Annotated in this window: 19 protein-coding genes; 2 read left to right on the top strand and 17 right to left on the bottom strand. The window is 37.7% G+C overall.

What is annotated here, in order from left to right:
• Positions 1-373: 373 nt before the first annotated feature.
• A complete protein-coding gene (locus J0N78_RS07530) occupies positions 374-595 on the top strand; it encodes a DUF1128 domain-containing protein (protein ID WP_209122417.1) in 222 nt (73 codons plus the stop codon).
• Positions 596-675: 80 nt separating this feature from the next.
• On the opposite strand, the gene rnc is transcribed toward J0N78_RS07530, so the two are convergent.
• The 11 genes from rnc to J0N78_RS07585 all read right to left on the bottom strand — a co-directional run bounded on the left by rnc (position 676) and on the right by J0N78_RS07585 (position 11397).
• Positions 676-1464, bottom strand: a complete 789-nt coding sequence (rnc, locus tag J0N78_RS07535) for a ribonuclease III (RefSeq protein WP_209122418.1) — start codon at positions 1462-1464, stop codon at positions 676-678.
• 198 nt (positions 1465-1662) lie between these two features.
• Positions 1663-1896, bottom strand: a complete 234-nt coding sequence (gene acpP, locus J0N78_RS07540) for an acyl carrier protein (protein ID WP_209122419.1) — start codon at positions 1894-1896, stop codon at positions 1663-1665.
• 122 nt (positions 1897-2018) lie between these two features.
• Positions 2019-2762, bottom strand: a complete 744-nt coding sequence (fabG, locus tag J0N78_RS07545; protein WP_209122420.1) for a 3-oxoacyl-[acyl-carrier-protein] reductase — start codon at positions 2760-2762, stop codon at positions 2019-2021.
• 2 nt (positions 2763-2764) lie between these two features.
• On the bottom strand, positions 2765-3706 hold the full coding sequence (fabD, locus tag J0N78_RS07550; RefSeq protein ID WP_209122421.1) for an ACP S-malonyltransferase: 942 nt from the start codon (positions 3704-3706) through the stop codon (positions 2765-2767).
• A 106-nt stretch (positions 3707-3812) separates the two neighbouring features.
• Positions 3813-4811 carry a phosphate acyltransferase PlsX gene (gene plsX / locus J0N78_RS07555; RefSeq protein ID WP_209122422.1) on the bottom strand — a complete coding sequence of 333 codons (999 nt, stop codon included), beginning with the start codon at positions 4809-4811 and terminating at the stop codon, positions 3813-3815.
• Between the two features lie 141 nt (positions 4812-4952).
• Positions 4953-5507, bottom strand: a complete 555-nt coding sequence (gene fapR, locus J0N78_RS07560; RefSeq protein WP_209122423.1) for a transcription factor FapR — start codon at positions 5505-5507, stop codon at positions 4953-4955.
• A gap of 74 nt (positions 5508-5581) precedes the next feature.
• Positions 5582-7624 carry an ATP-dependent DNA helicase RecG gene (gene recG, locus J0N78_RS07565; RefSeq protein WP_209122424.1) on the bottom strand — a complete coding sequence of 681 codons (2043 nt, stop codon included), beginning with the start codon at positions 7622-7624 and terminating at the stop codon, positions 5582-5584.
• On the bottom strand, positions 7621-8508 hold the full coding sequence (gene sdaAA, locus J0N78_RS07570; RefSeq protein WP_209122425.1) for an L-serine ammonia-lyase, iron-sulfur-dependent, subunit alpha: 888 nt from the start codon (positions 8506-8508) through the stop codon (positions 7621-7623). The genes recG and sdaAA overlap by 4 nt, the downstream gene beginning before the upstream one ends.
• Before the next feature lie 18 nt (positions 8509-8526).
• Positions 8527-9189 carry an L-serine ammonia-lyase, iron-sulfur-dependent subunit beta gene (gene sdaAB / locus J0N78_RS07575; RefSeq protein WP_209122426.1) on the bottom strand — a complete coding sequence of 221 codons (663 nt, stop codon included), beginning with the start codon at positions 9187-9189 and terminating at the stop codon, positions 8527-8529.
• 142 nt (positions 9190-9331) lie between these two features.
• Positions 9332-11014: a DAK2 domain-containing protein gene (locus tag J0N78_RS07580; RefSeq protein WP_209122427.1), complete on the bottom strand. Its 1683-nt coding sequence runs from the start codon at positions 11012-11014 to the stop codon at positions 9332-9334.
• A gap of 20 nt (positions 11015-11034) precedes the next feature.
• On the bottom strand, positions 11035-11397 hold the full coding sequence (locus J0N78_RS07585) for an Asp23/Gls24 family envelope stress response protein (RefSeq protein WP_209122428.1): 363 nt from the start codon (positions 11395-11397) through the stop codon (positions 11035-11037).
• A gap of 226 nt (positions 11398-11623) precedes the next feature.
• Here J0N78_RS07585 and rpmB point away from each other — a divergent pair, with 226 nt between their 5' ends.
• Positions 11624-11812 (top strand): 50S ribosomal protein L28, encoded by a 189-nt coding sequence (gene rpmB, locus J0N78_RS07590; protein WP_209122429.1) that lies wholly within the window; start codon positions 11624-11626, stop codon positions 11810-11812.
• Between the two features lie 218 nt (positions 11813-12030).
• Here rpmB and spoVM read toward each other — a convergent pair whose 3' ends face one another.
• From spoVM to rsmB, 6 genes are all read right to left on the bottom strand, one after another.
• Positions 12031-12111 (bottom strand): stage V sporulation protein SpoVM, encoded by an 81-nt coding sequence (spoVM, locus tag J0N78_RS07595; RefSeq protein WP_075385605.1) that lies wholly within the window; start codon positions 12109-12111, stop codon positions 12031-12033.
• A gap of 272 nt (positions 12112-12383) precedes the next feature.
• Positions 12384-13028 carry a ribulose-phosphate 3-epimerase gene (gene rpe, locus J0N78_RS07600; RefSeq protein ID WP_209122430.1) on the bottom strand — a complete coding sequence of 215 codons (645 nt, stop codon included), beginning with the start codon at positions 13026-13028 and terminating at the stop codon, positions 12384-12386.
• 2 nt (positions 13029-13030) lie between these two features.
• Entirely contained in the window at positions 13031-13912 is an 882-nt protein-coding gene (gene rsgA / locus J0N78_RS07605; protein WP_209122431.1) for a ribosome small subunit-dependent GTPase A, read from the bottom strand.
• A gap of 75 nt (positions 13913-13987) precedes the next feature.
• Positions 13988-15976, bottom strand: a complete 1989-nt coding sequence (gene pknB, locus J0N78_RS07610; RefSeq protein WP_209122432.1) for a Stk1 family PASTA domain-containing Ser/Thr kinase — start codon at positions 15974-15976, stop codon at positions 13988-13990.
• 5 nt (positions 15977-15981) lie between these two features.
• The gene (locus J0N78_RS07615; RefSeq protein WP_209122433.1) at positions 15982-16734 is read right to left on the bottom strand and encodes a Stp1/IreP family PP2C-type Ser/Thr phosphatase; all 753 of its coding nucleotides are present in this window, start codon (positions 16732-16734) and stop codon (positions 15982-15984) included.
• Between the two features lie 165 nt (positions 16735-16899).
• Positions 16900-18249, bottom strand: coding sequence for a 16S rRNA (cytosine(967)-C(5))-methyltransferase RsmB (gene rsmB / locus J0N78_RS07620; protein ID WP_209122434.1), 1350 nt, complete (start codon positions 18247-18249; stop codon positions 16900-16902).

Below are 18249 nucleotides of genomic sequence, written 5' to 3' on the forward strand. Positions count from 1 at the left end.
TTATACTTAAATCCTTTAAAAAAGTAAGCTTTCTTAATGTTTAAGGCTCTTTTCTCAAAGATTGTTGCTTTTAGCTTTTGGACCGTAAGCCAAGCGGATGCTTGGCTCTTCACGCATAGCGTGAAGGTTTTGAAAATAAAATAGCCGATCAGACAAATGAATTTGTCTTGAAAAGGCGATTTTATTTTCAAAAAACGGTCCAAAAGCAACACAGTTTACGAAAAACAGCCATGTTTAATAACAACTTTCCTATTTTATCATACCACTAATAGAAGTTGTTCAAAAAGTTACTGAATGAATGTTTTAAGACAAATGTGATATTCTATGTTATGATAACCGCAACGATACCTTTAATAAAGTGAGGAATGCTAAAATGGACTTATCTGTTTGCAACCGTGAAAATATCGAATTTATGCTTGAGGAAATAAAAAAGAAACTACAAATCGTAAATGCAGGCGCATTGAAAGCAAAGAGCTTTGAAACGGACAAGTACGAAGAGTTAAAAGACATCTATGATTTAGTACAACGTCAAAGTAACTTTAGTGTCAGTGAACTAGACGCCATCGTTTCTGAATTAGGCCGCCTTCGTAGATAACATAACCTCACTCGATAGCAAAATAAAACACTCGGATAACCGAGTGTTTTATTCATTATTACTACCCTTATGAGGAGTCTTTATAATTTCTCACTTAATTTTAATAATGCTTGCTGAGCGGCATGTTGTTCAGCTTCTTTCTTTGACCGTCCCACTCCCACTCCAAGGATTTGCTCATTTAATAACACTTCTGAAACAAATTCACGACTATGTGCAGGCCCTCTTTCTTGGACAATTTCATAATGAATTTGACCGATATTATCTCTTTGGACAAACTCTTGTAATTGACTTTTGAAATCCATCATATGCGAAAAAGCACCGTCATTAATCTTCGGATATATCGTCTTATCGAGAAAACAGTATACTGCATCTAACCCTTGATCAAGATAAAGTGACCCTATAAAAGATTCGAAAACATCAGCAAGCAGCGCAGGTCGTTGTCTTCCACCTGTCATTTCTTCGCCCTTCCCTAATAATACTAATTCTCCAAAAGATAACTCATTGGCTAGATTAGCTAAGGAAGCTTCGCAGACAATGGCAGCACGCAGCTTGGTCATATCTCCTTCACTCATCGTATCAAACTTTTTATATAAATATTGAGAAACCGCTAACTCTAAGACTGCATCTCCTAAAAATTCAAGTCGTTCATTATCTTGACTTGAGCTAATTCGATGCTCATTCACATAGGATGAATGAGTGAAAGCTTGAATAAGCAATTTATTATTTTGAAATTCTAAACCGATCTTTTTCAACAACGCATCAAACTTTTCTTTTTGCTTCAAAGACAAAGTAAGTCTACGGGCATGTCTTTTTCGGTCTCCTTGATTACTACTGTATCGTTTTCTATAATTCCTTGAAGAATTTGGCATGTCCTACCTCCAAACTGCTAAGCTGTAATGAAGTAAGAGGCTGACTCATAAGTGCAAGCTTCCCCATTTTATGTAACAAAATAGAGATGACTGACACTCTAGCTTGAGTTAGCCTCATACTAATAGGGTTCAAAAAGTTAGAAAAAGCAATTTCAACTGCTTTATTCACCTTAACTTTTTGAACACCCTATCTAAGAACTACTGTTGACTTTGAATGTAGTTTACTACATCTTGAACAGTAGAAATTTTTTCAGCTTCCTCATCAGAAATCTCAAGGTCAAACTCGTCCTCTAATTCCATAACAAGCTCAACAACATCTAATGAATCTGCACCAAGATCATCTTTGAATGAAGATTCAGGCTTTACCTCTGCTTCTTCAACTCCCAGACGGTCAACGATAATTTTAGTAATACGATCTAAAGTTTCTGCCATCTTCCGTTCACCTCCTCTCAAAAGCTTATATATCTTGTTCTATGTACAAAATAACATCGTATCTATTTTGCATGAAAGGATAAATAAAAGCAAATCCTTTCTTAATAAAAATAGAAGTTTTATTATGGCATGTACATTCCACCATCTACGTGAAGCGTTTGGCCAGTCATATAACTACTATCTTCAGACGCCAGAAAGCGTACGACCCGAGCAATCTCTTGAGGTTGTCCCAGTTTAGCTAATGGAATTTGATTTAACATACTTCCCTTAATCTCATCGGTTAGTTGATCGGTCATATCAGTTTCAATGAATCCTGGTGCAACTGCGTTAACCGTAATATTGCGGTTAGCTAATTCACGTGCTAACGACTTTGTTAGTCCAATAACACCTGCTTTAGCAGCAACATAATTAGCTTGGCCGGCATTTCCTAACACACCGACAACGGATGAAATATTAATAATTCTCCCTGCGCGTTGCTTCATCATTTGACGTGTAACAGCTTTAGAACAGATAAAAACACCTTTTAAATTCGTATTTATTACTGCATCCCAATCCTCATCTTTCATGCGCATAACGAGTGTATCACGAGTGATCCCTGCATTGTTAATTAAAATATCGAGTGAACCATACGTAGAAATTACTTCTTTAACCATGTCTTGAACGGCTTCACTATTTGCCACATCGGCTTGGATCGCAATTGCTTCACCGCCATTTGCAACAATTTCAGCAACGACAGCTTCAGCCTTATCTTTACTCCCTGCATAGTTTACTGCTACCTTTGCACCATTTTGTGCTAACTCAAGCGCAATTGCTTTTCCAATTCCTCTTGAAGCACCCGTTACGAGAGCAGCTTTTCCATTTAGCATATTCATTCTCCTTTCAGCTTCGTTACCATCGCTTCGATTGATTCGATGTCACTTATTGCATAAACATTTACTCTTCGTTCTACTTTACGGACTAGACCACTTAACACATTTCCAGCACCAACTTCAATAAATGTGTCTACTCCTAGGTCAAGTAGGCGGCGTACCGTATCTTCCCATAAAACTGGAGAATAAACTTGTTCAATGAGTTTTTCTTTTATTTGTGTAGCATCCGTTACAACGTCAGCAGTTACATTTGCAATCACAGGAACTTTTGCTTCTGAAATTGTAATTTCATCAAGGACTTTTGTTAATTTTTCAGCAGCAGGTTTCATTAAAGAAGAGTGAAACGGCCCGCTTACTTGTAATGGGATTGCCCGCTTAGCACCTTTTTCTTTCGCTAATTCTGAAGCTTTATGTACTCCTTCAGCTGTTCCACTAATAACAATTTGTCCTGGACAATTTAAATTCGCTAATTGTACAGCATCACCATTGTTTGAAACGGCTTCTGTCACTTCTTGCAACAGATCTCGGTCCATTCCAAGTATCGCAGCCATTGCTCCTTCACCAGCTGGTACTGCTGCCTCCATAAACAACCCACGTTGTCTTACAGCATAAACAGCTTCTTCAAAGGATAAGCTTTTAGCACACACGAGAGCACTATATTCCCCTAAACTATGGCCTGCAACGTAATCAGGGGTAATATCATATGCTTTTAATGCTTCTAAAACCGCTACACTCATTGTTAATAATGCTGGCTGTGTGTTTTCTGTACGTTTAAGCATTTCCTCTGGACCATTTAACATTATATTAGACAGTCCATACCCTAACTGCTCATCAGCCGTTTTAAAAACAGCTTGGATATCTTGTTTATGATCAATGAGATTTTGTCCCATCCCTACAAATTGTGATCCTTGACCTGGAAAGATAAACGCTATTTTCCCCATAATTTTTTCTCCTTTACGATTAAATTGGTTCAAAAAAAGAGGTTAAGAGGTACACCCAGACAAAACTTTGCACTATTCTCCTAGTCTTTTTGAAGAACCTTTAATATTACTCGGCAGGTCGGTTATGTTTGGCTACTTCATTCTTAATAGTTGTTACTACTTGATGTTCAACCATTTCCCTAGCTTGAACAATTGTATGATAAAAAGCGACTTCATCAGACGAACCGTGCGATTTAATAACAGGAGCTTTTAAGCCAAATAGTGCAGCTCCGCCGTACTCAGAATAATCCATCGTCTTTTTTATTTTTAAGAAACTAGGTTTTAGTAACCCTGCTACAAGCTTACTAAAAAGATTACTCGTCAACTCTCTTTTTAATATGGTAAATAACGAAGCTGCAGCACCTTCTGTTGCTTTTAAAACAATATTCCCGGTAAAACCATCACAAACAACGACATCAGCAGTACCACTTAATAAATCTCTAGCTTCAACATTACCAACAAAATTTAAATTTAGTCCTTTTAACAATGGGAATGTCAACTTAGTTAGCTCATTTCCTTTACCATCTTCCGTTCCCACATTAAGTAATCCCACTTTAGGGTTTTTCACTTTACGTACCATTTGCATATAAATGCTTCCCATTATCGCATATTGGTTTAAATGCTCAGGTTTTGCATCCATATTTGCCCCAACATCAAGGATTAAAAAGCCTTTTCCATTTACAGTTGGTAGCATTGGTGCTAAAGCTGGACGATCAATTCCTTGAATTCTCCCTACATAAAGGAGTCCAGCCGCCATTAATGCTCCTGTATTTCCTGCAGAAATACAAGCGTCAGCACGCCCTTCTTTTACTTCCTTAACTGCTAACACCATGGAAGCATCTCGTTTTCTACGAACTGCTGTTGCTGGAGAGTCATCATCCTCAATTTTTTCTTCCGTATGTAATATCGTAATACGATCATTTGGTTGCATATACTTCAAAATTTCTTGTTCATTTCCTACTAATGTAATTGCTAGATCAGGAAATTTATTTAACGCCTTTATTGCTGCATCTATAGACGCTTTAGGTGCCTTGTCTCCGCCCATAGCATCAATTGCGAGTTTCATGTTTAGCAAACCTCTTTTCTTCCATCTGTCAATATTAGTTTAAATATCGATTTCCACATTTCCTTCTTTTTACGTTTAAAAAAGTGGTAAAACCTTTTGACAACCATACCTAAAAATTGCTAACAATCGATCTTTTCTTTACTATTGTTTTGATCTATACATCACAAACTCACCTGAAAACACTTTTTCTTGGTCGACAAAACTATTTACTTCCACGATCGTCCTGTCTTTATCATGTTTTATAACCTTCGCTTTAGCAATCACTCGCTCGCCAACGTTCACCTGGCGAGTAAAACGAATAGTTGCCTTAGCAGTTAATGCAAGTTCATCATTAATAATAGCAACTGCAAGTGAATTCGCTTGAGCAAATAAATGATGCCCTCGTGCAATCTGTGTACGGGAGAACACATGTTCATTTCTAATTTGCAAAATTGAAATGGCACTTTCATCTAGTTGAAGATCGATGATATCTCCAATAACTTCTTCTATCGGTAATGCTCGCACTTCATCTAGCTGTTGTTTTGCAACATCTTTAATTCGTTCTCTTAGCTCAGGAATAGAAAGTTCCATTCGGTCTAACCTGATCGTTTGAACACTGACCGAAAATGATTTAGCTAGTTCCTCATCTGTTACAAAAGGATTTTTTTCAATCGTCTCTTGCAATAGCTTTTGGCGTTCTTGCTTTGATTTTTTCATGTACACGCCACCATCCAAAATATATGACTAGGTACTAATAGTAGTATATAATTCCAACTACTGAATATCAATAGTTAATCTAGTTTTTCTCCACTTAATATTCCTTGCTCTTCTAAATAATAAACAAGCGGTTTATATTCATCTTCTTCCCAAAAGCTAGTAGAATTCACAAACTGTACGGCATCTTGTCTTGCTACCTCTAACGCTCGATAATCATGGACGACATCTGCTATTTTAAAATGAGGGAGTCCACTTTGTTTATGTCCAAAAAAATCTCCAGGACCACGGAGTTCAAGATCACGTTCAGAAAGTGTAAATCCATCATTCGTTTCCGTCATAATCCGCATCCTTTCTTTTCCTACATCAGATTTAGGATCGGCTAGTAGTATACAATAAGATTGGTGCTCCCCTCTTCCAACCCGACCTCTGAGCTGGTGAAGTTGCGCCAATCCAAATCTCTCAGCATCATAAATAAGCATAACCGTTGCATTTGGGACATTTACTCCTACCTCTACAACAGTTGTAGAAACAAGGATTTGCGATTCGTTCCTACTAAAAGCCTCCATCACTTCATCTTTTTCTGAAGGATGAAGCCTCCCGTGCATTAGACCCACTTGATATTCTTTAAAATGTGCTTGTAAGATGGCATGAACATCAATTGCATTTTGCACATCTAGCTTTTCTGATTCCTCAATTAACGGGCAAATAACATACGCTTGATGTCCCTTATTTACTTCTTTTTCGATGAAATGCAAAACTCGTTCTAACATATCATGCTTGACCCAATATGTTTCAATTGTCTTTCTTCCTGCTGGCATTTCATCAATAGTCGAAACATCCATATCACCAAAAACCGATATAGCTAATGTTCTTGGAATAGGGGTAGCGGTCATAAACAAAACATCTGGATTTTCTCCTTTGTCACGTAGAATCCGCCGTTGCTCAACCCCAAAACGATGTTGTTCGTCTGTAATAACTAAACCAAGCTTTTGAAAGTGGACATCTTCTTGGATTAACGCATGCGTGCCAACAATAACATGAATGTCTCCACCTTTAAGCTTTTCGAGCTGTTCTCGTCTTTTCTTTCCTTTTACCGATCCTGATAACAATGCCACTTCTATACCTAAGGGTGATAATAATTCAGTTATCGAACTAATATGTTGTTCAGCAAGAATTTCAGTCGGAACCATTAAAGCCGCCTGAAAACCAGCCTGCACAGTTGCATACATTGCAATGGCAGCAACAACTGTTTTACCTGAACCAACGTCTCCTTGCAATAAACGGTTCATTCGATAATCGGAACTTAAATCCTTCATGATTTCATCTACAACTCGTTGTTGTGCCCCTGTTAACGGAAACGGCAAGGATTGAATAAACTTCTGTACTTTTGTATGATCGAGCGGCATCGGTAAGCCTTTAGTTTGCTCTCGTTTAAATTTTCGAAACGCTTGCATCTTTAATTGGAAAAGTAGAAATTCCTCGTACACCATTCGCCTACGAGCTTGTTTAACAAGTTCTGTCGTTTGAGGATAATGAAGCCTTAATACGGCATCTTTTTTGGGAAGAAGTTTGTATTTTTTTAGTATAAAAGGAGGGAGTATTTCTTGAATTTCTTTTGAATACTCCTTTAGTCCTTGATAGATAATTTTTTTTAGTGTAGCGATCTTTAAGTTTCCACCTACAGAATAAACAGGTGCAAGTTCATTTTGCCTTGTCACTTCACCTAGCTTGAACTCATTTACAGTTAACGTTAACCGATGTCGGTCCCATTTACCGGTTAAAGTGATCGAACTACCAATCTGTAATTGTTTTTTAATAAATCCTTGATTAAAAAAGACAGCTGTAATCAAGACATTATTGATCAATACCCGGACAGATAGCCTCGTTTTCTTCTTGCCAAAATATCGTACAGACGGCTCACTATGTATAACTCCAGCTATCGTAATTCGTTCATCATGCTTTACATCACGGATTTCTCTTATTCGGTAATCCTCATATCGAAATGGATAATACTCAATTAAATCGCCTACCGAATGAATTCCTAAGTTCCCCAACTGTTTTGCGGTTTCTTCTCCTACTCCCTTTATGACCGTTACAGGTTGAGCTAGTTGACTCATTTCTTATCAAGAGAAATCCCAAATATTTTTGCTTCTAATTCTCGGCCAGTTGGGGTAGCCGCTAGTCCACCTTGAGCTGTCTCACGTAAAGCAATCGGCATTGTTTGCCCAATTTTGTACATGGCATCAATTACTTCATCACATGGAATACGACTCGTGATTCCTGCTAATGCCATGTCTGCAGCTGTTATGGCAATTGCAGCACCCATAGCATTTCTTTTTACACAAGGCACCTCAACAAGACCAGCTACCGGATCGCAAACAAGTCCTAGCATATTTTTTAAAGCAATCGCCATCGCTTCTGCAGATTGACTAGGTGTTCCACCAGCTATTTCTACGATCGCTGCTGCTGCCATCCCTGTAGCAGAGCCTACCTCCGCTTGACATCCACCTGCCGCTCCTGAAATCGAGGCATTATTCGCAACAACAAACCCAAAAGCTCCAGCCGTAAAAAGAAATCTTACTTTCTGCTCTTTAGTTGGGTTTAACTTACTTTGAAGTCCAAATAATGTACCAGGTACTACCCCTGCAGAACCAGCAGTTGGTGTAGCGCAAATCGTTCCCATCGCTGCATTCACTTCGTTCGTAGCTACCGCTTTACTGACAGCATCTAATAACACATCACCAGCTAGTGATTTTCCTGATTTAATATATTCTTGTAATAATACAGCGTCTCCACCTGTTAAACCAGAAACTGATTTAATATTTTCTTTTATTCCACGGTTGACTGCTTCTTCCATAATATCGAGGTTTTTTTCCATTAAAGAATATACCATCTCACGACTTTTCTCCGTAACTTCCATCTCTTGCTCGATCATCACTTCAGAAATGGGAATTTGTTTTGATTCAGCTAATTCAATTAACTCCGCAACATTTCGAAACATTATTAACCCTCCAAGTAGTTAGTCATGGATTTTTGTTACTTTATTTATATTGGGTAAAGCTTCCATCTCTTTTAGTAGAGGCCCCTCAACATTTTGATCCACTTCAATTACCATTAATGCTTCTTGTCCTTTTTCTTTTCTCGACACTTCCATATGCCCTATATTAATTTGATATTTCGCTAGAATGTTGGACACATTTGCAATAACCCCATAACGATCATTATGAACAACGAGTATTGCGGGATGATTACCTGAAAGCCTCAACTCAAAGCCGTTTAGTTCAATAATTTCAATCTTACCTCCACCAATCGAAATACCAACTAACTCCAACTTATCCTTATCATCACCAAGAACAATTTTTGCTGTATTTGGATGGTCCGTTACCGCTTCTTCTTCATAAAAGTTAATTTGAATCCCCTTTGACTCAGAAATTTTTATTGCATTCGTAATTCGGTTATCGAATGTATCAAAATCTAATAGACCACCTACAATGGCAACATCCGTACCATGACCTTTATACGTTTTTGCAAACGAACCATAAAAATATATATTCGCCCATTTAGGTTCTCTTCCAAATAACGTTCTAGCTACACGACCAATTCTTGCTGCACCTGCTGTATGAGAACTAGAAGGACCGATCATAATTGGACCAATAATGTCAAAAACTGTACGATATTTCAACGTCTTTCACCTCTAACCATTTTCCCTTTAATTTAATTTTACTTAACCAGCAAAAACAAAGTGCCAGGTACCTCACCACGAATCTTTATCGTGTTAACGTAAGGGAACACAGACACTTTGAGATAGTCTCATTAAACATTTTTTATTCAACTGAGAAAATGAACGAATACAATGGCTGTTTTCCTTCATGAACTTCTATTTCTACATCTTCAAAGCTTTCTTCTACAAATGAAGTTAGTTCAGCTACTGTATCTTCTGTCGCTCCTTCTCCCCAAATTATTGTCAACAATTCTGATTCTTCGTCTAGCATTCCTTCTAACAATTGTTTGGTCGTATCTACTAATGACGGGCCAGAAGAAACGATGTTTTTTTCAGCAATTCCCATGAAATCGCCCTTTTTAATTTCAATTCCATCCATATTCGTATCTCGTACAGCATACGTAACTTGACCTGTTTTTACATAGGACATCGCATCCTTCATCGTAGCACTATTACTCTCTAGAGATGTTGAAGGGTTAAATGCAAGTAAAGCGGCCAGCCCTTGAGGAACCGTTGTTGAAGGAATGACAACTACTTCAGCGTCAGCAACCTCAGCAGCTTGCTCTGCAGCCATAATAATATTGCCGTTATTCGGAAGTACTACTACTTTGCGAGCATTCGCTTTATGTATCGCTGTAACAATATCTTCTGTACTTGGATTCATCGTTTGACCACCAGGAATAACAACATTTGCCCCAAGTCCAATAAATAATAGTTCTATTCCCTCCCCCATAGACACTGTAACAACGCCATACTCACTCTTTTCTTTTGGGGGGCGGATAGATGTTTCCTGCCCATCCATCGCCTTCGTTTCATCTAATAAATGAGTATGTTGTTCTCTCATATTTTCGATTTTTATGTTAATCAGGTTTCCGAAACGTTGCGCCCGATTTAAAATCTCTCCGGGTGTTTCAGCGTGTATATGTACCTTAAGTAAGTCTTCATCGGAAACGACAAGAAGAGAATCACCTAATGCATCCAACTCTTTTCGAAATTCGCTTGCAATAAAAGGTGATGAAATTAACTTTTCCTCATCGAATTTAACCATTACTTCCGTACAGTAACCATACTCAATATCTTCTGTCGCCAACATACTCTGAGCATTATGATGTTCAATTTTGACAAGGTCTTCCATTGAAGGCGTTTCCACTTGTTCAACTGAAATATTTTCACCCTTTAAAACTGTAAGAAATCCTTCATAAATATATACGAGGCCTTGTCCACCAGAATCAACTACGCCTACTTCTTTTAAAACTGGTAAAAGATCTGGTGTTCGCTTTAACGATGCTCTTGCTTCAGATAGCACGAGTTCCATAACAACCCTCGGATCTTCATTTTTTTCCGCTGCATGTTCAGCCGCAATTGCGCTATCTTTAGCAACAGTTAAAATCGTCCCTTCAACAGGCTTCATCACAGCCTTATAAGCCGTTGTTACACCTAATTTAAATGCAGACGCTAACTCATTACCATCTATTGTTGTTTTTCCTTCAACACCTTTAGCAAACCCTCTAAAAAGTTGAGATAAAATAACCCCAGAGTTTCCCCTCGCCCCCATTAAGAGCCCTTTAGAAAAAGCTTGAGCAACATCAGTAACATTTTGAAGGGGAGCTTGTCTAACTTCATTAACTCCAGATGTGATCGTTAAGTTCATGTTCGTTCCCGTATCTCCGTCTGGTACTGGAAAAACATTTAATGCATCAACAATTTTTGCGTGTTTTGTTAAATTAGCGCCACCTTGAATGAACATTTGTGCTAATTGACTAGCATCAATTTCTAAACTTGACACAAAACTTTCCTCCTAATTCACTAAGGGTTGATCACTCTCACCCCTTGAACAAAGATGTTCACTGAGTCTACAACCAAGCCTAACATTTTCTCTAGTTGGTATTTTACTTTCGTTTGTACATTATGAGCTACTTCAGAAATTTTTGTACCATAACTTACAATGATGTACATATCGATATGAATTTCTTCATTTTCTTCACGAATAACAACACCACGTTGAAAGTTTTCTTTACCTAAAATTTCACTTAAGCCATCCTTTAATTGCTTTTGTGACGCCATGCCTACAATTCCATAACAATCAACAGCAGCTCCTCCAGCGATGGTCGCTACTACATCTTTAGAAACATCAATTACTCCCATTTGCGTTTTTAATTCTACAGGCATTAATATGATCCCCCTTTTATAAAATGTTTGGGTAACGTCATTTTACTATACTATTACTTATTTTAAAAGCTTACTCTATCAAAGGTTGCTGTCAAGCAACATTACTTGATAAAAATTGTTGGAAACTGTTGCATTCTAAAAATCCCTATGCTAAGATATTCGAGTATGAATTAGAAATCGAACAGCTGCTTCGATTGGATTAACTGGGTTTAAGGAGGTGCGTATTATGGCACGTAAATGTTATATTACTGGTAGAAAAGCACGCACAGGAAACCAGCGTTCACACGCGATGAATAAAACTAAGCGCAAATGGGGCGCTAACGTTCAAAAAGTTCGCATTTTAGTTGACGGTAAACCAAAGCGAGTATATGTTTCTGCTCGTGCGTTAAAGTCTGGTAAAGTAGAGCGCGTATAAGAAAGTCTATTTAAAAGTAGACGAAACGAAGCTATTTCTAGCTTCGTTTAAAAAACAAGAGGCTGACACCATGTCGACCTCTTGTTTTTTTGTATGGAAAAAAAAGTAGCTTCTTTAAGAAAACGATAATGAAACAATAAACCCAGCCATTTTGGGTATTATCCATTTTTAACCAAATAATGCACCGTCTTTAGGCAGTTACGGTGCATTTTTGGATCTTAATTTTTTTTAAATGAACCTAGGATCGCTCTGACAAACCCGCCAATAAATTTAGGCAGCTTGATCGTATAAAATTTCATAGCTCCTCCTCCTCAACATGAATTGCCACCGACTTACGAATAAATGAAGGATGATGACATGAAGAATGCTCATTTATACTAGTATATTCATCACTAACAAAATAGTACCCATTTTTTCATGTGAGTTCCTATCTAAGGTCGATCTTTTTTTATTTGCCCTACAACCATTCATATGCAAAACTACCTCTGTTATGCAACTTGGTTTATAAAAATAGGACAAACAGCCTTCATTATTTTTCATGCAGCAGTCATCGTTGGAAAGAGACTATGAATTATCCCCTAATTGCTCGTATAGCATGAGAGCGATCTTCTTTACTATAGATTGCTGACCCTGCCACAAGTACAGTTGCACCCGCTTCAACACAAAGCCGCGCTGTTTCTTCGTTAACGCCACCATCCACTTCAATATCAATATTAAGCTTTTTTGACTTGGCCATTTCGGAAACAGCCGTAATTTTGGGCAATACACTATGTATAAATTTCTGACCACCGAATCCAGGATTCACAGTCATTAACAGAACCATATCTACATCATTAATAACATGTTGAATCGTATCTACAGGTGTTGCAGGGTTTAATACGACCCCTGCTTTTACCCCTTGTTCTTTAATCAAGTGAACAGTACGGTGAAGATGAGGACATGCTTCAACATGAACCGTAATAATATCTGCACCAGCACGAGCAAATTCCGGGATATATAAATCAGGATTCTCAATCATTAAATGGACATCTAATGGCAGCTTCGTTACAGGACGAAGTGCTTCAACAATTAATGGACCGATCGTAATATTTGGAACAAAGTGGCCATCCATTACATCAATATGAATATAATCTGCTCCTCCACGCTCCACATCTTTAATTTCTTCACCTAACTTTGCAAAATCTGCCGATAAAATGGATGGTGCAATTTTTATCATGACTAGTACCTCCGTTTTTGACTTTTAATTTCCTCTAAGAATTGTAAATAATGGTCATAACGATATTTTAGGATCTCATCAGCTTCAACTGCTGCCTTGATCGCACATTTTGGTTCACTCGTATGAGTACAACCACGGAATTTGCAAGCTCCCATTTTTTCTTTCATTTCAGGGAAATAAAGAGAAAGATCTTCTGCTTCGATATCAACAAAGTCCAAGGAACTAAATCCTGGTGTATCTGCAACTAAACCGTCTCCAACTGCTAATAATTCGACATGCCTTGTCGTATGTTTACCACGCCCTAAATGAGTAGAAATTTCATTTGTTTCAATATCTAATTCAGGGTGTAAAGTATTTAATAAGGATGACTTTCCTACTCCTGACTGCCCAGCAATGACAGTCACTTTATCTTTTAGGAATGGGATTAATTTTTCAATACCTTCTTTCGTTTCAATTGATGTCATAATGACTTTATAGCCAATTCCTTCATAATCTTCTTTAAACTTCTTAATTTTAGATTGATTATCCTCATCTAATAAATCAACCTTACTGATACAAATGAGTGGTTCGATAAAGTGTGCCTCAATATGAACTAAAAAACGATTTAATAGTAGTGGGCTAAAATCTGGTTCTAAAGCAGAAAAAACTAAAATGGCTTGATCAATATTAGCAATTGGTGGACGAATCATTTCATTTTCTCGTTCATAAATATCTAAAATATATCCATCGGTTCGATTTTCAGCTTCAAAATGAACAAAATCTCCAACGAGTGGCTTAATATTTTGATTACGAAACACCCCCCGTCCTCGACATTGAAACATACCATCCTCATTTTGGACATAATAGAAGCCACTTAAGGCTTTGACTATTCTTCCTTCTGGCATGAAATCCTCCTGATTTTTAAGGCTGTTTCATGTAGAGGTGCCTGACACCTCCTTTTGAAACCACCTCTTTTTTAATTAATTTGTATACGTGTATGTATACGTATTATAAAGATCTCCATCGATATACAATTTATAAGAGCCATCTTTACTTGGAGTCACAATTAAAGGAATTCGAAATGTCTTTGACTCTGAAATCGTATCATCAAAGAAGACTTTTTCTCCGTCTGTCGTAGCATCTTCATAACGTATTAAAATATGCGGTGAATTCCCTTCATCGACTTGGACAGGAAGTACACTTTCAATTGATTTCGTCGGCTCCTTATCATCTTCTACTTCATTGTCTTTTTCCTCTTCATCCCCACCTTCAGGCTTTTTCGGCTCTGGCCCCTTAGAAACAACGAGTGCCACCTCTGAACCTTTTTTAACCTGTGTAAAGGCACTAGGGGATTGGGAAATGATATGATCTTTCTGAACACTATCCGAATGTTCATACGTTACTTTTGCTAATAGGCCTTCGCCATCTAAATATTTGTAAGCTTCTTGTTCTGTTAACCCACGTAAATGATTAAGAGTAATCATTTGGTCCACACTATATGTTAAGTAAACCGTCGTTTCTTCAGCAATAACTTGAGTGCCTGGTTCTGGAACTTGAGTCAGTATTATGCCTGGAGGCTCATCCGATTGTCTTTCCTGATATTCTATATTTTCAAAATCACGAAGAATTCGCTCTGCTCGATCTTTTTGCATACCAATGACTTCAGGCATTTCATCCTTTTCTCTGCCATCACTTACAAACAGCTTCACAGTGCTGCCCACTTTTACAATGGAACCGCCAACAGGATCTTGTCGTATAACATGATCTTCTGGTACTTCTTCATCATAAAGCCTCTCTTGTTCCACAATAAGACCAAGGTTTTTTAATAGTGCTTCAGCTTCAGCTATATCATCACCAATTACATTTGTTACTTCTACTTCATCTACTTTAAAGAGACTTGGAAAAAGTGCAAATGCAGCTACTCCTGAGCCAATCATTAAAAATAATAAAACAATTAAAGTTGTTAACCACCGTTTTTTCTTTTTTGGTGGTTGCTGGACTGTCTTATTTTTATCATCTTTATTGACTGATGGTTTAGCTTCAATTGTTTCATCTAAGTTTTTAACATCATCATGATCTTTAATGACAGGAATTGCTTTTGTTACATCTTCATCATTTGTAGGAATCATAAATTTTGGTTCATTAACTCGAGATGGGTCTAAAGATGTTTCTAAATCTTCCCCCATTTCCATCGCACTTTCATAACGATGAAATGCATCTTTGGCGGTCGAACGTAAAATAATATTTTCAACACTTTGTGGAATCAACCGATTGATTTTTCTCGGAGAAGGAACATCGTTCTGTAAATGCTTTAAGGCAATCGTTACTGCTGTATCTCCAGAGAAAGGAACTTGTCCAGTAACCATCTCATATAGAACAATACCTAGAGAGTAAATATCAGATTTATACGTAACGACTCCACCTCTTGCTTGTTCAGGTGAAAGGTAATGGACTGAACCCATCACAGAATTGGTATGAGTAATTGTTGCACTCGACATCGCTCGCGCAATTCCAAAATCCGTTACTTTAGCATCTCCGGTGGAACTAATAAGAATGTTATGTGGCTTAATATCTCGATGAACAATATGATTAGCATGGGCGTGCGCAATCGCTGAGGTGACCTGTGACATAATATCAACCGTTTCTTCAAGCGAAAGTGCACCACGGTCTTGAATCAGTTCTTTTAATGTAGGCCCTTCTACATACTCCATCACGATATAATATAAATCTTCTTCTTCACCTACATCAAAAATACTAACGACATTTGGATGTGCCAAGCTTGTAGCTGCTTGAGCTTCACGTCTGAATCGTTTAATAAACTGTTCATCTCTTGAAAACTGTGGTTGTAGTACTTTGACTGCAACGATTCGATCGAGAATGACATCACGTGCTTTGTACACATATGCCATCCCACCTCCACCAATCGTTTCTAAAATATGATAACGACCGTTAATACGTGTACCTATCATAATCGTCACCCCCGTTCCTGACGGTCATGAGAATAGTGAACAATCGCAACGGTAATGTTATCTTCTCCTCCACGTTCATTCGCCATTTCGATAAGTTTTTCTACTTTTTCATTAATGTTTTGACTCATACTCAAAATTTCTTCTAATTCATGATCCATAACTTTATTAGAAAGTCCATCAGAACAAAGAAGAATCGCATTATTTTCTTCCCAATCAATCGTTTCAACATCTATTTTTATAGATGGTTCTGTTCCAAGTGCACGAAGAAGAACATTTTTTCTTGGATGATGCTCTGCTTGTTCTTCTGTAATTTGACCTGTTCGAACCAGTTCATTGACTAATGAATGATCGGAGGTTTTTTGTTGAAAACCACAGTTATTTAGCAAATACCCACGACTATCACCTACATGCCCTAATGAAACGAATTCCTTTGTACATACTGCAACAACAACTGTTGTACCCATTCCCTGACATTCTCGATTTTCCTTTGCATGTATAAAAAGGCTTTTATTAACCGCTTGAATTGATTCATTAATCCATGTTTCAACTTCTGTTGGTTTAGACAACTCTGATGTAGATAACCACCTATCTTTTAAAATATCATTTGTCATTTGACTTGCTACATCGCCAGCTTGATGTCCCCCCATACCGTCTGCAACAACTGCTAACACTGCACCAGTTGGGTGTTGGAAAATACCCCCGCTATCTTCGTTATGCGGCCTTACTTTACCAACACTTGAATTAAACGCAAATTTCATTTTATACTCACCTCGTCTCCTCTTTACGCTCCTTTTCATGGAGCTAACCACATACAGATCAATATTATGACCTTATTCTCTTCAAATCGTTACATTTATCATTCGAGTTTTCAAGATTATTTTACCAGCGAACCATTATTCTTTTTGTGACCACTTATGTCATAGTTATTGTTTAAGCATAGCTGTAATAAAAAAGCCATCTGTATTAAAATGATGCGGCAAAATCGTTAAACTACCTTCTTCTATTTTTGCTTTTTCAGAAATGTGATGAGGTAGACGTTCTATAACTGATGGATCCATAATAAATTCATGATGTTCCTTTAGAAACCACTGAACGATTTTATCATTTTCTGTACGGTCGATCGTACATGTACTATAAACAAGACGCCCACCTTTTTTTAAAAGAGGAACAACTGCTGATAAGATTTCTTTTTGAATTTTTTGGATAGCCTCAATATCTTTGGCATTTTTCGTCCATTTTATATCTGGCTTTCTCCGGATAACACCTAAACCTGAACATGGTGCGTCAACTAATATCGCATCAAAACTTGCCTTTTCAAAATGTTTACTAGCTTGTCTGGCATCCATCACTTGACCCTGAACGGAATTTAGTTGCAGACGGTTACTTAATTGATCGATAAGTTTCACTTTATGCTCATGTAAATCAAGGGCGATTACACGACCTTTATCCTTCATTCGCTCTGCTAAGTGTGTGGACTTTCCTCCTGGTGCAGCACAACAATCTAATACATCCATCCCTTTTACTGGATCAAGTGCTCTTGCTACGAGCATCGAACTTTCATCTTGGATCGTGATAATCCCGCTTTTAAATGCTTGCGTATGGGTGGCATTTCCTTTTTTAATAATAAGAGCATCTTCAGAAAGATGACCACGCTTTACCTCAACTCCATCTTCTTGAAGAAGGTCGATCGCTTCCTCCACAGATGCTAGCGTTTGATTAACTCGTACAGTTACTTGAGGAGGTTGCAAATTTGTTAAACAAATCTGTTCTGCTTCCTCTACCCCGTACTGTTTAACCAATCTCTTTACTAACCATACCGGATGACTTGTCGCAATCGCTAGTCGAGTTGTTTCATCTTTTATTTCATCAAACGACCGCAACTCTTGTCTCCTCACATTCCGTAACACTCCATTAATCATTCCTGAAATGCCTTGGTGTCCTCTTCGTTTCGCAATGGTTACAGCTTCATGTACAATCGCTCGGTCTGGTACTCGATCTAAATACACCATTTGATATAATGATAATTGTAATAATACCCGGACCCAATCATTTAAGTTTTTTACACCTTTTTTAATAAATGGTTCTAAGTAATAATCGAGAGTATCACGGCGTTGTACGGTTCCATATACGATTTCTGTTAATAATCCAACATCTCTGGGGTCTAAACTTGCTTTATTAACGGTTTGATTTAAAAGCAAATTGCTATACGCTTGATTTTTTTCGATTTGAAGCAGCACGTCAAGTGCCACTTCACGAATTGTTTTTGGTTTCAT

Origin of the sequence: Alkalihalobacillus sp. BA299 (genome assembly GCF_017745675.1) — a bacterium.
In the GTDB taxonomy this organism is placed as follows: Bacteria; Bacillota; Bacilli; order Bacillales; family Bacillaceae_F; genus Alkalihalobacterium.

What these genes read in the sequence shown, in the direction of transcription:
- pknB (WP_209122432.1), bottom strand. Translation starts at nt 15,976, where the DNA reads ATGATAGGTACACGTATTAACGGTCGTTATCATATTTTAGAAACGATT.
- J0N78_RS07585 (WP_209122428.1), bottom strand. Translation starts at nt 11,397, where the DNA reads ATGCCTGTAGAATTAAAAACGCAAATGGGAGTAATTGATGTTTCTAAA.
- spoVM (WP_075385605.1), bottom strand. Translation starts at nt 12,111, where the DNA reads ATGAAATTTTATACGATCAAGCTGCCTAAATTTATTGGCGGGTTTGTC.
- rpe (WP_209122430.1), bottom strand. Translation starts at nt 13,028, where the DNA reads ATGATAAAAATTGCACCATCCATTTTATCGGCAGATTTTGCAAAGTTA.
- J0N78_RS07615 (WP_209122433.1), bottom strand. Translation starts at nt 16,734, where the DNA reads ATGAAATTTGCGTTTAATTCAAGTGTTGGTAAAGTAAGGCCGCATAAC.
- rsgA (WP_209122431.1), bottom strand. Translation starts at nt 13,912, where the DNA reads ATGCCAGAAGGAAGAATAGTCAAAGCCTTAAGTGGCTTCTATTATGTC.
- rpmB (WP_209122429.1), top strand. Translation starts at nt 11,624, where the DNA reads ATGGCACGTAAATGTTATATTACTGGTAGAAAAGCACGCACAGGAAAC.
- fabD (WP_209122421.1), bottom strand. Translation starts at nt 3,706, where the DNA reads ATGGGGAAAATAGCGTTTATCTTTCCAGGTCAAGGATCACAATTTGTA.
- J0N78_RS07530 (WP_209122417.1), top strand. Translation starts at nt 374, where the DNA reads ATGGACTTATCTGTTTGCAACCGTGAAAATATCGAATTTATGCTTGAG.
- fapR (WP_209122423.1), bottom strand. Translation starts at nt 5,507, where the DNA reads ATGAAAAAATCAAAGCAAGAACGCCAAAAGCTATTGCAAGAGACGATT.
- rsmB (WP_209122434.1), bottom strand. Translation starts at nt 18,249, where the DNA reads ATGAAACCAAAAACAATTCGTGAAGTGGCACTTGACGTGCTGCTTCAA.
- plsX (WP_209122422.1), bottom strand. Translation starts at nt 4,811, where the DNA reads ATGAAACTCGCAATTGATGCTATGGGCGGAGACAAGGCACCTAAAGCG.
- sdaAA (WP_209122425.1), bottom strand. Translation starts at nt 8,508, where the DNA reads ATGTTTCGAAATGTTGCGGAGTTAATTGAATTAGCTGAATCAAAACAA.
- acpP (WP_209122419.1), bottom strand. Translation starts at nt 1,896, where the DNA reads ATGGCAGAAACTTTAGATCGTATTACTAAAATTATCGTTGACCGTCTG.
- rnc (WP_209122418.1), bottom strand. Translation starts at nt 1,464, where the DNA reads ATGCCAAATTCTTCAAGGAATTATAGAAAACGATACAGTAGTAATCAA.
- fabG (WP_209122420.1), bottom strand. Translation starts at nt 2,762, where the DNA reads ATGCTAAATGGAAAAGCTGCTCTCGTAACGGGTGCTTCAAGAGGAATT.
- recG (WP_209122424.1), bottom strand. Translation starts at nt 7,624, where the DNA reads ATGAGTCAACTAGCTCAACCTGTAACGGTCATAAAGGGAGTAGGAGAA.